Genomic DNA, 14,318 nt, shown 5'->3' with positions numbered 1-14,318 from the left:
GGTTCTCAGTGCGAAAACTTCATCAGCAGCATGCCCGCGACAATCAGAAGTGCGGCAACTACCCTCTGCACCGTCAGGGCCTCACCCAGAAACCAGACACCCGCAGCAAACGCTCCTACCGACCCAATACCGGTCCAAATCATGTAGGCCGTCCCCAGGGGCAGGCTGCGCATGGCGACGGCCAAAAGGCCAAACGATCCGATCATGCCGACAATCATAATGACGGTGGGTTGAAGCCGCGTCATGCCCTGCGATTCCTTCATCGCAAAGGCCCAGACAATTTCCAGAAGACCGGCAAAAAACAGTATGACCCAGGACATGTTTCACTCCATGTTCGGGTCGTCCCGGTATGAATTCAGCGAAACGGGGTCGTCCCCGTTCGGGAATGAAATGGGACAATGCCGCGCCCATGGCAAGGCCAGGGGTCGACAACCGCCCAAATAAAAATGCGCCCCCGGGGAGGCGCATCCATCAGCATCGTGGTGGCGCGAAAGCGCCCCAGTCAGGTTCAGTCGACCAGCGACAGGTTGGTCGCGGACTCGCGGCCGTCACGGCCTGCTTCGAGTTCGTACTCAACTTTCTGGTTGTCGGCGAGGCCGGTCAGACCAGCGCGCTCAACAGCCGAAATGTGGACGAATACGTCCTTCGAGCCGCCCTCGGGCTGAATGAAGCCGAAGCCTTTGGTGGAATTGAACCATTTCACGGTGCCTTTGGCCATCGTGAGATCTCCTAACAGTATAGTTTCTGCTGCCCGCATCGTGCGACAGCCCGGCTTGTCAGAGCAAAATCAGTCGCTGAAGCCGTATAGGAGACAGTGTAGATTTGGTAACGTAGCAGTGCGAGATATGGGGCGTGTGCGGTTGAATTGCAAGAAAAACCGTGAGTTGTGTTTATGAAATTTTTATTCCTTATCCTGTGGAAAATCCGGAATCGTTGCAGGCTGACAGGCATTGCAAAAACCCGTTAAATAGAAGGCTCGGCGGTATTTTGCCGGCCATAATCGAGCCTGTCAGTTTTGTGCGATAAGTATTTCAAGCGCCTGAAATGCAGAAATAAAAAGTGACCGGGGCCACTCCTGACCATTTGCCAGTTCTATCAACTCCGCGCCGCCGAAGGCCGGAGGTCTGTCACTATGCTGCCCCGTCACGGATTTGACCACCACGGAAACCTCGATAATCCAACCCTTATCACCCCGCCACGGCGAAAATGGGACGGGCGGAAACCAATGCCTCAACACATTTTGGCGTATTGCGAGCGACCCCACCCGTGAAGACTCCGCGAATCGCTCCTTCGATCCCGATCAGCATGGAACCATGCGCCCGTGCCTGCGTTCATCCACATGGCGGTTGGCAAGCCCCGCGGAGGACCCGCGACGGCATCCCCGCCGGGTAAAATGGAGAGGACACATGCCACGCAGGTCGAAAGAGGCCAAACCCAAACGCCCGAAACCCGGACCGTATTTCCCGCCCACCTGGCGGTTCACGGATTGGGCGTCGTTATGAGAGCTCTTCGACCCCGCATGTAACACTTCTCTCGTCCCGCTTCCCGGACCCGGGCGGACCCTGTAGACTGGCGTGAGGCATATCGCCGATCCGGTAACAGGGGGGGAAGGGATGGACGTTCAAAATTTGACCGCGGTCTTTGGGTGGATGACGGTCATCAACCTCGCCATTTACCTCTGGGCCGCGCTTTTCATTATCATTGGCCGGGACCGGATCTACCGGTTGCAGGCATGGATGACCGGCGTACCGGCAGAGGACTGGCCACGGTACGACATGGACTACCTGAGCCGGTACAAGCTTGGCATCATGATCTTCAACATCGCACCGTGGCTGGCGCTGAAGATCGTCTTCTGATCCCTATTCCGCGTGCGGCACATCGTAGAGCTGCGACGGGTCGTAGCCATTCCCCGCCAGCACATCCTCCGCCTTTGCCCGCCGCGCCGCGTCAATGGACGGCGACCGTGCCAGGATCCAGCCCGCATTGCCCGACGGTACACCGACCACGGCGGTCTCATAGGCCTCATCCACCCACAGCACCCAGTAATCCCCGGCCGCAAACGGTATGCCGTCAAACTTCACCTTCAGCTGCCCCGGCGCCACGATGTCGGCCGTACCCGAGATCTGCTCGACCGGGCCATCCGGCGTCTCATCGCGGCAGGTGTTGAGCACGCTGATCGTGTCCTCATCCACCGGCCCGTATTCGGCGGTGGTGGCGGTACAGTCCTCCTCGAAAAACACCGGGAACCGCGCGACCTCATACCACAGCCCCAGATAGCGTTCCGCGTCAAAATCCTGCTGCGCCACAATCGGCTGGTCCGTATCGCGATAGGATGTGGAACAGGCGGCAAGTGTCCCGCAAAGCAGCATCAGGGCCGTGGTGCGCATCATCTGGTCTCCCTCTCCGTTTGGTGCGCCGCGATCATAGCGCAGCCGCGCCGCGAGGGCGATATTTCTCTGCATCTGTGCTATGATACCGGTCAGCGGAAGGGAGGAAACGCTATGAGCTACATGACGATTACCACCAGGGAACTGTCCGACGGGTCCGACTGGGACACCAACCTGCGCAACGTGCGCGAACACCGCATGCCTGCCCTGATTGAGATGGGCGCCACACGGGTCACGGTGATCCGCACCAGCGACCGGACGAGCGCCGCCATCAGCGAGTGGCCGGACCAGCGCACGCGCGACAACGCCATGCACCTGATCGAACAGGTCCGTGGCAAAATTCAGGCCAATGACGGGTTCAGGCTGACAGGCGAAATGCGCGGCGCCGTGGTGGCGGAAGTGAGAAATGCGGTCGAACTGATCTGACCCAAACGCCTCCACTCATCCCCGAGGGCAGCGCCTGACCCTGGTGGGTGCGAAAGCGCCCTCCTGGGGGAGGGTCGGGCGCTGCCCGGCGTTGACGCCGGGCGGAGGGTTGAAGTTCAATATTATGCAAAAAATGGTGTCGGCCGATTAATGTGTCGATGCCTGAGTTAACTGCAATGCCAGCTGTTTTAGGATTGGAAACTTGCTATCGCTGCCGCCGCCTTCGAACGTAGTTCCAATTCCTCTTGTTTCTTTTTATCTTCTTCTAAAACAATTTTTATTGATAGTTTGATAGGTTCAAAGGCCTGCAGGCAAAGTTCGTCTGAAAGCTCATGGATCCCTTTGCTCAAAACAGAGTATAGACGTCTATTGTCATAAAGAAAGGGAGGGATATGTTCCCTCAGGAGTTCAACCTTTTGGTCCATACGGAGTGATCGAAATTCTTGGTAATCCCAATTTTCGGATTCTTTAAACTCGTTAAATCGTCCATTTACGAGTCTTTCGAAAATGCGCCGCAGGTAGACGAAGGAACCTATGCCGACGCCATGTGCGGCCAATCCGATTGCTTTGTGAAGTTCGGATGAATCTTCTTTAGACAAAATTTCGCGGTAGCTTCGAGCCTCATCGTTCGCTACGTCTGCCAACGACGGAAACTGACCCGTTTTTGTCAAAAAATACTCGTCACCATCTGAGTGATGAATTCTGAACCAATACCTAATTTGGTGATCAGGATCGCGCGCGCAAATCATTTCCCGAAAGTGAAATTTTACTACCGCATTGTATTCTAATTTTTCATCCCAAGTACCACCATAACTATCGTACTTGCTAATTTTTTTTTGTACAAAAAATGTGCTGGTTTGCCCGCAGTACGGGCAATGGCCGTCAACACGACAGCCGACACAACCTAGTAGAATCGCGGCTAAGTTGAAATCGCTTGGCAGTGGCAAATCGGAGTATAGAGGCGTTTCAAAAGCAAACTTTTTAAATTCTTCTGACATTTTCTCACCGCGCAAACTTCTTATACTTGATCCGCTTCGGCTCCACCGCATCCGGGCCCAAACGTTTAATCTTGTCCGCCTCGTAATCCTCGAAGTTGCCCTCAAACCACTCCACGTGTGCATCCCCCTCAAAGGCGAGGATATGCGTGCACAGGCGGTCGAGGAAAAACCGGTCATGCGAAATGATAACCGCACAACCCGCGAAATCCGTAATGGCGTCTTCCAGAGCCCGCAGGGTTTCCACGTCCAGATCGTTGGTCGGCTCGTCGAGCAGCAGAACGTTGCCGCCTTCCTTCAGCAGCTTTGCCATGTGCACCCGGTTGCGCTCTCCGCCCGAGAGCAGGTTCATGGTCTTCTGCTGGTCACCACCCTTGAAGTTGAACGCTCCGCAATAGGCGCGTGAGTTCACCTCCGCATCGCCCAGCTTGATGATGTCGTTCCCGTCCGAAATCTCCTCCCAGACGGTCTTTTTGTCGTCCAGCTTATCGCGGCTCTGATCTACATAGGACAGCTTCACGGTGTCGCCATAGCTGACCTCACCCGCATCGGGCTGTTCCTGGCCGGTCAGCATCCGAAACAGCGTCGTTTTACCCGCACCGTTCGGCCCGATCACACCGACAATACCACCCGGGGGCAGGGAGAAGCTGAGATCATCAATCAGCTGCCGGTCCCCGAAATGCTTCGAGATGCCCTCAACCTCAATGACCTTCGACCCAAGCCGCGGCCCGTTTGGAATGACGATCTGGGCACGGGTGATTTTCTCCCGCTCGCTCTGTGCGGCCAGGTCGTTATAGGCGTTGATACGCGCCTTCTGCTTCGCCTGCCGTGCCTTAGCGCCCTGGCGGATCCACTCAAGCTCGCGCTCCAGGGTTTTCTGTTTCGATTTGTCCTCGCGGGCTTCCTGCTCCAGGCGTTTCGCCTTCTGTTCCAGCCACGAGGAATAGTTGCCCTCATAGGGAATGCCCCGGCCACGGTCGAGTTCCAGGATCCAGCCCGTGATGTCATCGAGGAAGTAGCGGTCATGGGTGACGATCAGGATCGTACCCTTGTACTCGATCAGGTGCTTCTGCAGCCAGGCAATGGTTTCTGCATCCAGGTGGTTGGTCGGCTCGTCGAGCAGCAGAATATCCGGCGCTTCAAGCAGCAGTTTACACAGCGCCACACGCCGCCGCTCACCACCCGACAGTTTCGACGTGTCCGCGTCATCCTCGGGGCAGCGCAGCGCCTCCATGGCAATATCCACCTGCGCATCCAGATCCCACAGGTTCTGCGCGTCGATCTGGTCCTGGAGGGTGGTCATCTCCTCCATCAGCTCGTCGGAATACTCCTCGGCCACCTTCATGGCGACTTCGTTGAAGCGGGTGATCAGGCCCTGCTTCTCCGCCACGCCCTGCATGACGTTTTCCCGCACGGTCAGGCTGTCATCCAGCACCGGCTCCTGGCTGAGATATCCCAGCCGCACGCCCTTCGCCGCCCAGGCTTCACCTTGAAAATCCTTGTCCACGCCCGCCATAATGCGCAGCAGCGTCGATTTACCGGCACCGTTGACGCCGACCACGCCGATTTTCACGCCCGGCAGGAATGACAGGCGTATGTTCTCAAAGCATTTTTTGCCGCCTGGATAGGTTTTCGAAAGCCCGTCCATGTGGAAAACGTATTGAGGGGTGGCCATGACCATGCTCCGCGTGCGTGTGAATTCAGCGCGTATCTAACGTTTGCGCGCGGAGGCCGCAATCGGGAATGAGAGATCAGGCGATGAGGGGCGGTCAGGCCACGTCAAATACCGCCGCGCGGATCAGCCCGCGGACGCCGGGTAAATCCCGACGCACCGGTTGAGCGGTTCCGACACGCCATCGCTCGTGGAAATCGGCAGAACGTCCGGGGTTTCCCCCAGTCCCGCAACCTCAATCGTCTCCGGCGCAACACCGGCCTCAATCAGCGCGTCACGAACGGATTCCGCACGGGCCTTCGACAGGCGGGCATTGTATTCCGCGCTGCCCACCGTGTCCGTGTGACCGAAGACCTTCACCTTCTCCAAATCCATGTCGAGAATGGCCTGCGCCGCCGCCATCGTGCGGGCCTGTCCACCGGTGGTCAGTTTCGAGCTGTTGGTCTCAAAATGGATCTCGGAAATCGGCGGGGTAGGGGCGCCCTCATCCGGAGCCGTCGTGGCCTTGATCGCGGCCAGTGCATTTTCAAAACGCGAAATCTGCGACTGCAGCGCCTCAACAGTCTTTTCCGGCGCCGCGCTGGAGAAGTTCACAATCGATGCGGAGGCGGGCATGTCGCCGTTCAGTTTCTCGCCCGTTGCGTCAATTGCGGCGATGTTCATCTGCACCGCACCGGATTTGAGATCATCAAGCTCGGTCTGCATCCCGGTCAGTTCGAGCGTCAGTTCCTCGATCTTCGCATCACGCTCAATGATGGCGACATCCTGGAAATCGGTCGACGCGTCCTTGAGCGTTTCGATTTCCCGCTCCAGGTCCGTCATTGCGGTGCGAAGCTCTGAAATCTCCCGATCCCGCTCCGCAAGCGTCGCCTCCAGGTCGACCGTTTCGCCGTCAGCGGTTTCCGTCTCGCCCAGTGCGAGGTTTAGTTCCTCGATGGTTTTGTCCCGCTCCGCAACCACCGCGCGAAGGCTTTCGATCTCATTGGAAAACTCGGAAAGCATTTCCGGATCCGCCGCTGCCGGGTCTCCGTCCGCGGACGAACCTGAGAGTTGAGCAATTTCCTCCTCACGGGCCGCAAGGCTTTCGGTGAGTTCGGTGATCCGGTCGTTCAGCCCTGCAATCTCGGCCTGCAGGCTTTCGATTTCGGTTTCCTGGCCCTGAATGGTTTCGTCGATCTGGCCGGCTCCACCGATACCCGCGGTCTCAACCGCCTCCGGCTCGGCCCAGGGGGCAAGTCCCGCTTTGGTTGATAGACCGATGGCTCCGGCTCCCGCTACAAAACCGGCGACCGCTGCATAGGACAGTTTTTTTCGTGTTTCGTTGTTCATGGCTGCCCCGCTCGTTTTTCTGGCGCTCGAATGTCTATTGTTTTAATATTTTCTTAATACTTCCGCGGAATCTCAGGCAAGAAAGAACGCGCCGGGGTGGCGTCCGGGGGAAAACTGCCGGAATTCTGTGCTCTATGTGCCACAATTACAGTAGTAATCGGGTCGCGGTCGCCTCAAATCCGGAACCAATCGGTACGGTTGCGGTTTCAGCGACCGGAACCGTGAGGCCCGCGACGGGATGTAAAACGCATCTGGCGAAGTTGTGAACTGGACATTTTCCGGTCCGTTCCGGCAGTCTCACACAGTAAAAACAGGATGCGACACACATGAAAACAGTCATTCCGGCCCTGGGATTTGTGGTGGCACTTGCCGGCTGCGGCACAACCTATGACGTCCCCGGAACCGGCCCCGCAGGTACCGCGGCCAATGCACCGGTCGAGGCGGGGTCCAGCCGCAACCGTTCACATTACGCGCAGGTGCGCCAACGGATCAAACCGGCGGCCGAGGCCCTCTGCCGTGAGGAGGCGCCAAACGCGTCGCGGACCTACTGCAACTTCCGGTTCGAATACATCACCGACCCCGACGCGCCACCCAACGCTTTCCAGACCCTCAGTGACGACGGGCGGCCGCTCGTGATCATGACCGATACGCTGCTTCAGCAGATGCGCTCGGACGACGAAATCGCGATGGTTCTGGCGCATGAGGCCGCGCACCACATCGCCACGCACATTCCCAAGCAGCAGCAAAACCAGGTTCTGGGAGCCATTCTCCTTGGTGGGATCACTGCGGTGGCCGGTGGTGGTTATGCCACGCAGGAAAACATCGAACAGGCCATGAATATCGGCGCCAGTGTCGCAGGCCGCGCCTACAGTCAGACCTATGAGCTGGAGGCCGACTGGCTGGGCGCGTTCATAGCTGCCCGGGCAGGCTACGACCCGGAACGTGGCGCGCAGATCTTCGGACGCCCCGCGCTTGCCTCATCCGCGGGTGGCACGCTCCTGTCCACGCACCCGGCCTCACCGCAGCGCAGACAGCTTGTCGCCCGCGCCACGGATGAAATCAGGCGGCAGCAGGCCGCGGGTCTCGTACCCAAACCGGCCTATGCGGACGGGATCTTCTGAACGGTTTATTCGGCCAGATCCCGCATCACGCTGATCAGGTCGGATTTCCCTTCGAAACCGATACCGGGAAGGTCGGGCATTGTGATATGCCCGTCCTCGACCTTCACCCCGTCGGGGAAGCCGCCATAGGGCTGAAACAGGTCCGGATAGCTCTCATTCCCGCCAAGCCTCAGACCCGCGGCAATATTCAGTGACATCTGGTGGCCGCCATGGGGAACGCATCGTTTCGGTGACCATCCGGCCTCATCGAGCACATCCAGCGTGCGCAGGTATTCCACCAGCCCATAGGACAGCGCGCAGTCGAACTGCAGCCAGTCCCGGTCCGGCCGCATCCCACCATAGCGCAGCAGATTTCGTGCGTCCTGATGGGAAAACAGGTTCTCCCCCGTGGCCATCGGCCCCGGATAATACCCCGCCATCACCGCCTGAAGCTGATAGTCGAGCGGATCCCCGATTTCCTCGTACCAAAACAGGGGATACTGCCGCAGCATTTTGGCGTAGGCGATGGCCGTATCCAGATCAAACCGCCCGTTTGCATCGACGGCAAGCTGCGCGGTGTCACCAATCTCGTCCAGCACCGCCTCGATCCGCCGCCGGTCCTCATCAATCGGCGCACCCCCGATTTTCATTTTGACCACGGTGTAACCCCGGTCGAGATAGCTGCGCATTTCCGCCCGCAGCGCGCTGTCATCCTTGCCAGGGTAGTAGTAGCCACCAGCCGCATAGACGAAGACACGCGGATTGGCCTCAACGCCCTTTCGCTCCGCCAGAAGCCGAAACAGCGGCTTCTCCTCAATCTTCGCCGCCGCATCCCAAACCGCCATGTCAATCGTGCCAACGGCCACCGACCGCTCACCATGTCCGCCAGGCTTTTCGTTCCGCATCATGGCCGCCCAGATTTTTTGGGGATCAAGATTGGTGCCGTCATCGCTGACGAGGCTTTCCGGGTTGGCTTCGAGGATGCGGTCGCGAAACCGCTCCCGGATCAGCCCGCCCTGGCCATAGCGTCCGTTGGAATTGAACCCGTAACCTACAACACGTCTGCCGTTGCGTGTCTGGTCCGTCACCACCGCCACGAGACTCGCGGTCATTTTGCTGAAGTCGATGTAGGCGTTGCGGATGGGTGAGGAGATCGGTTTTGTGATCTCGCAGATATCAATGATACGCATAGGCACGCTTCCTGTGTCGGAACCTGGTTCGTTGGTTTGCGCTCAACCTACCAGGCCCGCTTCATCACTTCCAATGCCAATGCGTCCTCAATTCATGCCTACGTTGCATCAATCGTGCTGTGTGTCTCGACCTGCTCCCAAAACGCCTCGCAATGCTGCGACAGCCTTGCGCGGGGCCTAAAGATCATCACGCGTACCGGGACCTCGTCCGACTGTTTCCCGGCACGGACCAGCGTCCCGTTCCCGATGTCGCTGTCCGCCAAAGAGCGGGGTAGGTAAGCTACTCCCTGTCCCGCCTTTGCCATTTCCAGATTGGTCGAGGCCAGCACCGAACTCATGACAGCCGAGGTGTTTGGACGCCCGTTCTTACGCCAGTACCGCTCCAAAATCTCCCTCAGCCCCGACGCCTCAGCATACGCGATCAACGGCACCGTCTCCGGACCGTGCAGCCGCCAGAGTGGCGCGCCAGAGTCATCGGGCGCACAAAGCGGGACAAGACTGTCGCTCCCGATCTGACGGCCTAAAAACTGCCTTTCCGGCAGTTCTTCGGGCGGCATGGCCCCTGCATGGCAAATGAAAAAGCTGACCTCACCGGCCCGAATCAGGTTCAGACATTGCCGCATCGTGTCCGACACCATGTTCAGTGTCCCGATCTCCGACGGCCCCGCCACCTGCATCAGCCAGCGCGGCACGAACGTATAGGACAGCGCGTGCGTCGCTGCCAGGTTCAGGCTGCGCTGTTCCCGCCCGGCAGCTTCCAGCACCTCCTGCCGCGTCTGTGCCATCAGGCCCACTAGTGTCTCCGCCCGGTTGCGAAGAACCAGTCCGGCCGGCGTCAAAGCAACATTCCGCGTGGTGCGCGTAATCAACTGTGCCTGCATCGAGACCTCAAGTGCGGCAATACGACGGCTGAAGGCGGGTTGTGTCACATTGCGACGCGCCGCAGCCCGCGAGAAATTCAACTCCCTCGCCAGCTCCAGGAAATCTTCCAGCTGCTCGATATTCATCATAGCATCCCGCAAACTTATACGGTTTGTGCATCACGCACCCGCCGCCATCAAGTCCCGGGCGGGGCCCCTGAAAGCTCCTCATCTCCGATCTGAAACGCCGCCTGGGCATTCCGCTGGCGCAGCCTTTCCGTCAGAAACTCGACAAACACCCGGACCTTCGCGGTCAGATGATGCCGCTCCGGATAGACCGCCAGCACGTTCGCGGTCTGATGAAACTCCGGCAAAACCACCCGCAGCCGCCCCTCGCGCACGTGATGCGACACGTCCCATTCGGAGCGCAGCATGATGCCATGCCCCTCCAGCATCCATTCCCGTGCCATTTCCCCGTCATTGGTGCTCAGGCTGCCCTTGACCCTTGCCGACGGGCTCTCGCCACCGCGCTCGTCAAACCGCCAGATATCATAGATGTCCGTCTCCTGGCGCAGCACAATGCAGTTGTGGCGCGTCAGATCATGCAGCGTTGCCGGAACCCCATACCGCTCCAGGTACGATGGCGCCGCACACATGAAGCGCCGGTTTCGCATCAGCATCCGCTGGATGTTGTTGCTCGTCGGCGGATTGCCAAACCGGATATTCAGATCAAATCCCTCTTCCACCAAATTCATCGGCGCATCCGTAACCACCAACTGCACCTCCACCTCCGGGCAGGCCTCCTGGAAGGCGGTGACAGTCGGCGCAATATGCGCCCGGCTAAACCCAAAGGTCGCATTAACCCTTAGCAGCCCGGATGGCTTTTCCCTCCCGGCCCGCAGCGAGTTCTCCAGCTCATCAATCTCCGCCAGCAGCCGCGCGGCATTCTCAAAATACGCCTCACCCTCGCCGGTCAGGCTCACCCGCCGGGTCGTGCGGTTCATCAGCCGCACCCCAAGCCGGTCCTCAAGCCGTGCCAGACGACGGCTGACCGCAGATGCCGTAATCCCGATATCCCGGGCCGTGTCCACGAAGCTTTCGCGACGGGCCAGCAGCACAAAAAAACGCAGGTCGCTCTCGCTCATTGATGATCTCACCGCAATAATGATGTTCCAATTTGGAAATTAATTAATTTCAGGTACCAGTCTATAGTTCTTTTTGGTAGTCCGGTGTTGAGCCGGCGGACCCCCGTATCACGCGCGGTCGTTGCGGAACGGGAAAGGGGAGGAAACCGAAAAAAGACCAGCAATGGTCCCTGTAAGGGTCTCCGCCCCTGCACCTGTCCGTGGCGAGGTCACGGCAGTTCATGTGGAGGAACAAATGAAATTCAATTTTGCAACCATTCTGGCCGGAGTACTGGCCGCGACCCCGTTGGCGGCGCAGTCGGTTGATGATTTCCCGACCAAGGCGATGACCTACATTATTCCGTTCAACGCCGGTGGCGAATCCGACGTGTCAGCCCGTTTCCAGCAGTCCGAGTGGGAAGCCGTGACGGGCCAGCAGGTCGTGATCCAGTACCAGCCCGGTGCCGGTGGTGCGCAGGCCTGGTCGCAGCTGAACTCCCTGCCGGGTGACGGCTACACCATCATGGGTATCAACATGCCCCACACGGTACTGCAGCCGCTGGCCGGGTCGGTGGGCTATGCCACCGAGGATCTCACGCCCGTCCACTATTTCCACTACACGCCGAACGCCGTTATCGTGCGTAAGGACAGCGAGTTTGAAACGCTTGAGCAGCTGATCGAATACGCCAAAGCCAACCCGGGCATGGCCACATTCGCGGGCTCAGGCTCCAACTCCGCGAACCACCTGGCCAGCGTACAGCTCAATGACGCCGCAGACATCGTTACCACCTACGTTCCCTTCACCGGAACCGGCCCGTCCATTACGGCAATTCTCGGCGGCCAGACAACGGCCGGGTTTAACTACGCAACCTCCGGCGTCGCCCAGGGTGACGAGATCCGCATCCTCGCTGTGGCCTCGGAGGAGCGCATGCCCGCATTCCCTGACGTGCCGACCTTTAAGGAACTTGGCTATGACATCGTCGGTGGAGCCTATCGCGGTGTAGCCGTACCCGCATCCGCGTCCGAGGAACTGCGCCAGAAAATCTCCGACATTGTCTCCGAGATCAATTCCCAGCCCGGCTTTGTCGAGAAGATGGAAAGCGGCGGCTTTGTTCTGACCGATGTTGGCTATGCTGACATGGACGCTTTTGTTGCCGAGCGTACCGAAGAGTACACCGAAGGCGCCAAAGCCCTCGGCATCATCGAGTAACGGATCACAGGAATGGACGTTTTCGGCTATCTGCTGAACGCTCTGACGCCGTTCAACCTGGTGCTTGCGCTTGTGGGCGTGGCACTGGGTACGGTAATTGGCGCGTTGCCTGGACTATCGGCAACCATGGCGGTGGCCGTTCTCGTCCCCTTTACTTTCACCATGGATCCCGCCGCGGGCCTCATTGCCCTCGGCGCGATCTACACAGGTGCGATCTATGGCGGCGCCTATGCCGCCATCCTGGTCAACACGCCCGGCACGCCCTCGGCCATCGCCACGACCTTTGATGGTTTCCCAATGGCCAAACGCGGGGACGGGGGGCTTGCCGTATCCCTCGCCACCCTCGCGTCCGTCTCCGGCGGCATAGTCGGGGCCATTGCCCTTCTGGTGATGGCACCCCCTCTTGCGGCGGTTGCCCTCGCGTTCGGCCCCACGGAGTATTTCTGGCTCGCGATCTTCGGCCTGACCCTGATTTCGGCCCTGTCAGTTGGCAACACGATGAAGGGCCTGATCGGAGCCTGCATCGGTCTCTTCCTGTCCATGGTTGGCGTGGCCGTGGTGGGCGGCGATGTCCGCTACACGATGGACATGCAGCGCTTCCTAGCGGGCGTGGACCTGACCTCCGCCATCATCGGGCTTTACTGCATCCCGGTTATCCTCGACCTCGTTGCCACCCGCGATCCGCACCTCAAACCGTCCGAGACCGGTGGCCTCCGGCTTGCGGAAGGCTTCGCGCTCGCCATGAAGCGCAAGTTCAACATCATCCGCTCTTCGATTATCGGCACGGTCATAGGCATCCTTCCAGGTGCCGGCGGCTCCATCGCCGGCCTGGTGTCCTATTCCGAGGCCCGCCGCGCCTCCGACGATCCCGGAAGCTTCGGCAAAGGCAACCCGGACGGCGTGGTCGCTACCGAGGCCGCCAACAACGCCACCGTTGGCGGCGGGTTCATCCCCACACTCGTGCTTGGCATCCCTGGCACACCTCCCGACGCCATCATCCTTGGGGCCCTGCTGGTTCAGGGCATCAAGATCGGACCGACCCTGTTCACCACGGATGCACCGGTGGTCTACACCTTCATCTGGGGGCTTCTGATCGCCACGGTCCTTATGCTGCCCGTAGGTCTCCTGATCGGCCGCTACGCCTACAACTCGATCATCAAGGTGCCGAAAACACTGCTCGCGCCCACCGTGGCTCTCATGACCATCATCGGCTCCTTCGCCATTCATTCGAATGTTGACGACGCGCAGTTGATGGTCGGCCTCGGTGTCATCGCCTGGATCCTGAACCGTTACGGCTTCCAGCCGTCACCCATCGTTCTGGGCCTCGTACTCGGTTCCATCGCCGAGCAGGGCTTCGTGCAGACCTGGCTGATCGGCAATGCCACGCAACAGTTGCCGGGCATGTTCTTCAATCGTCCGATCAGCATCGGCATCATCCTCGCCGCCGTCCTGACCCTGGCGTTCCCGCTCTGGTCCGAATGGAAATCCCGCCGCCGTGCGCAGCTGGAGGGCGCGCGGTCCCCTCTGACCGACGCGGGCATCAACATCCCGCCACAGGTCAAAACCCGCGACGTTCCCTCCATGGTCATCGCGACCCTGTTCATCCTGCTCGGCATCTGGATCTTCACGCTGGCGGGTGGCATGTCGGCGCTCGGATCGGTCTTCCCCAAAACCATCGCGGTCGCCCTGATCGGCTTTTCCGTTGCCCTCATCATTCTGCACCTGCGCCGCCCTGCCGGCGAGCCGGGGGAGGGGATGCACTTCGACACCGGGGCAAAACGACGCCTGGCGCTTGCGGCCGTGATGATGGGCTGGGTCATTTTGATGCCCGTCCTAGGCTTTCTGGTCAGCAGCTTTGGGGCCTTTGTCCTGATCATGCTGACCGCAAATTTCGAACCCAGACCGGCCAAAACATGGGCGGTCTGGATCCTGGCCGGGGCCGTTATCTGCACCGGCTTCTGGTGGCTGATGGCGAATGTGCTGCTTCTGCGCATGCCAATCGGACTGTTTTTCTAAACTGGAGAC

Annotated in this window: 14 protein-coding genes; 5 read left to right on the top strand and 9 right to left on the bottom strand. The window is 59.4% G+C overall.

Annotated elements, in window-relative coordinates:
• Window positions 1-5 precede the first annotated feature (5 nt).
• Together ACP15P_RS01855 and ACP15P_RS01850 are read right to left on the bottom strand one after the other, a co-directional pair.
• Complete coding sequence (locus tag ACP15P_RS01855) at window positions 6-320, bottom strand: DMT family transporter (RefSeq protein WP_424926788.1); 315 nt, start codon at window positions 318-320, stop codon at window positions 6-8.
• 188 nt (window positions 321-508) lie between these two features.
• Window positions 509-718, bottom strand: coding sequence for a cold-shock protein (locus ACP15P_RS01850; RefSeq protein ID WP_424926787.1), 210 nt, complete (start codon window positions 716-718; stop codon window positions 509-511).
• 895 nt (window positions 719-1,613) lie between these two features.
• Between ACP15P_RS01850 and ACP15P_RS01845 the strand changes: the two genes are divergently transcribed.
• Window positions 1,614-1,856, top strand: coding sequence for a DUF6868 family protein (locus ACP15P_RS01845; protein WP_424926786.1), 243 nt, complete (start codon window positions 1,614-1,616; stop codon window positions 1,854-1,856).
• Window positions 1,857-1,859: 3 nt separating this feature from the next.
• Here the strand turns inward: ACP15P_RS01845 and ACP15P_RS01840 are convergent, their stop codons facing one another.
• Window positions 1,860-2,462, bottom strand: coding sequence for a lipocalin family protein (locus ACP15P_RS01840; protein ID WP_424926785.1), 603 nt, complete (start codon window positions 2,460-2,462; stop codon window positions 1,860-1,862).
• A gap of 39 nt (window positions 2,463-2,501) precedes the next feature.
• Between ACP15P_RS01840 and ACP15P_RS01835 the strand changes: the two genes are divergently transcribed.
• A complete protein-coding gene (locus tag ACP15P_RS01835) occupies window positions 2,502-2,813 on the top strand; it encodes a hypothetical protein (RefSeq protein WP_424926784.1) in 312 nt (103 codons plus the stop codon).
• A gap of 188 nt (window positions 2,814-3,001) precedes the next feature.
• On the opposite strand, the gene ACP15P_RS01830 is transcribed toward ACP15P_RS01835, so the two are convergent.
• The 3 genes from ACP15P_RS01830 to ACP15P_RS01820 form a co-directional block, all read right to left on the bottom strand.
• Window positions 3,002-3,811 (bottom strand): hypothetical protein, encoded by an 810-nt coding sequence (locus ACP15P_RS01830; RefSeq protein ID WP_424926783.1) that lies wholly within the window; start codon window positions 3,809-3,811, stop codon window positions 3,002-3,004.
• A 4-nt stretch (window positions 3,812-3,815) separates the two neighbouring features.
• Window positions 3,816-5,483 (bottom strand): energy-dependent translational throttle protein EttA, encoded by a 1,668-nt coding sequence (gene ettA, locus ACP15P_RS01825; RefSeq protein WP_424926782.1) that lies wholly within the window; start codon window positions 5,481-5,483, stop codon window positions 3,816-3,818.
• A gap of 123 nt (window positions 5,484-5,606) precedes the next feature.
• Window positions 5,607-6,809, bottom strand: a complete 1,203-nt coding sequence (locus tag ACP15P_RS01820) for an OmpA family protein (protein WP_424926781.1) — start codon at window positions 6,807-6,809, stop codon at window positions 5,607-5,609.
• A gap of 326 nt (window positions 6,810-7,135) precedes the next feature.
• Here ACP15P_RS01820 and ACP15P_RS01815 point away from each other — a divergent pair, with 326 nt between their 5' ends.
• Window positions 7,136-7,930, top strand: a complete 795-nt coding sequence (locus tag ACP15P_RS01815; RefSeq protein ID WP_424926780.1) for a M48 family metalloprotease — start codon at window positions 7,136-7,138, stop codon at window positions 7,928-7,930.
• A gap of 5 nt (window positions 7,931-7,935) precedes the next feature.
• Here ACP15P_RS01815 and ACP15P_RS01810 read toward each other — a convergent pair whose 3' ends face one another.
• The 3 genes from ACP15P_RS01810 to ACP15P_RS01800 form a co-directional block, all read right to left on the bottom strand.
• Window positions 7,936-9,099 (bottom strand): mandelate racemase/muconate lactonizing enzyme family protein, encoded by a 1,164-nt coding sequence (locus ACP15P_RS01810; protein WP_424926779.1) that lies wholly within the window; start codon window positions 9,097-9,099, stop codon window positions 7,936-7,938.
• Between the two features lie 98 nt (window positions 9,100-9,197).
• A complete protein-coding gene (locus ACP15P_RS01805) occupies window positions 9,198-10,106 on the bottom strand; it encodes a LysR family transcriptional regulator (protein WP_424926778.1) in 909 nt (302 codons plus the stop codon).
• A 50-nt stretch (window positions 10,107-10,156) separates the two neighbouring features.
• On the bottom strand, window positions 10,157-11,104 hold the full coding sequence (locus ACP15P_RS01800) for a LysR family transcriptional regulator (protein WP_424926777.1): 948 nt from the start codon (window positions 11,102-11,104) through the stop codon (window positions 10,157-10,159).
• 235 nt (window positions 11,105-11,339) lie between these two features.
• Between ACP15P_RS01800 and ACP15P_RS01795 the strand changes: the two genes are divergently transcribed.
• Together ACP15P_RS01795 and ACP15P_RS01790 are read left to right on the top strand one after the other, a co-directional pair.
• Window positions 11,340-12,293 carry a tripartite tricarboxylate transporter substrate binding protein gene (locus ACP15P_RS01795; RefSeq protein ID WP_424926776.1) on the top strand — a complete coding sequence of 318 codons (954 nt, stop codon included), beginning with the start codon at window positions 11,340-11,342 and terminating at the stop codon, window positions 12,291-12,293.
• A 12-nt stretch (window positions 12,294-12,305) separates the two neighbouring features.
• A complete protein-coding gene (locus tag ACP15P_RS01790; RefSeq protein ID WP_424926775.1) occupies window positions 12,306-14,309 on the top strand; it encodes a tripartite tricarboxylate transporter permease in 2,004 nt (667 codons plus the stop codon).
• Window positions 14,310-14,318: the final 9 nt, after the last annotated feature.

This window comes from Amaricoccus tamworthensis, from assembly GCF_049800875.1.
GTDB classification, from domain to species: Bacteria; Pseudomonadota; Alphaproteobacteria; order Rhodobacterales; family Rhodobacteraceae; genus Amaricoccus; species Amaricoccus tamworthensis.
Note: the sequence above shows the minus strand (reverse complement) of the source record. Positions and strands in the feature narration are given on the sequence as shown.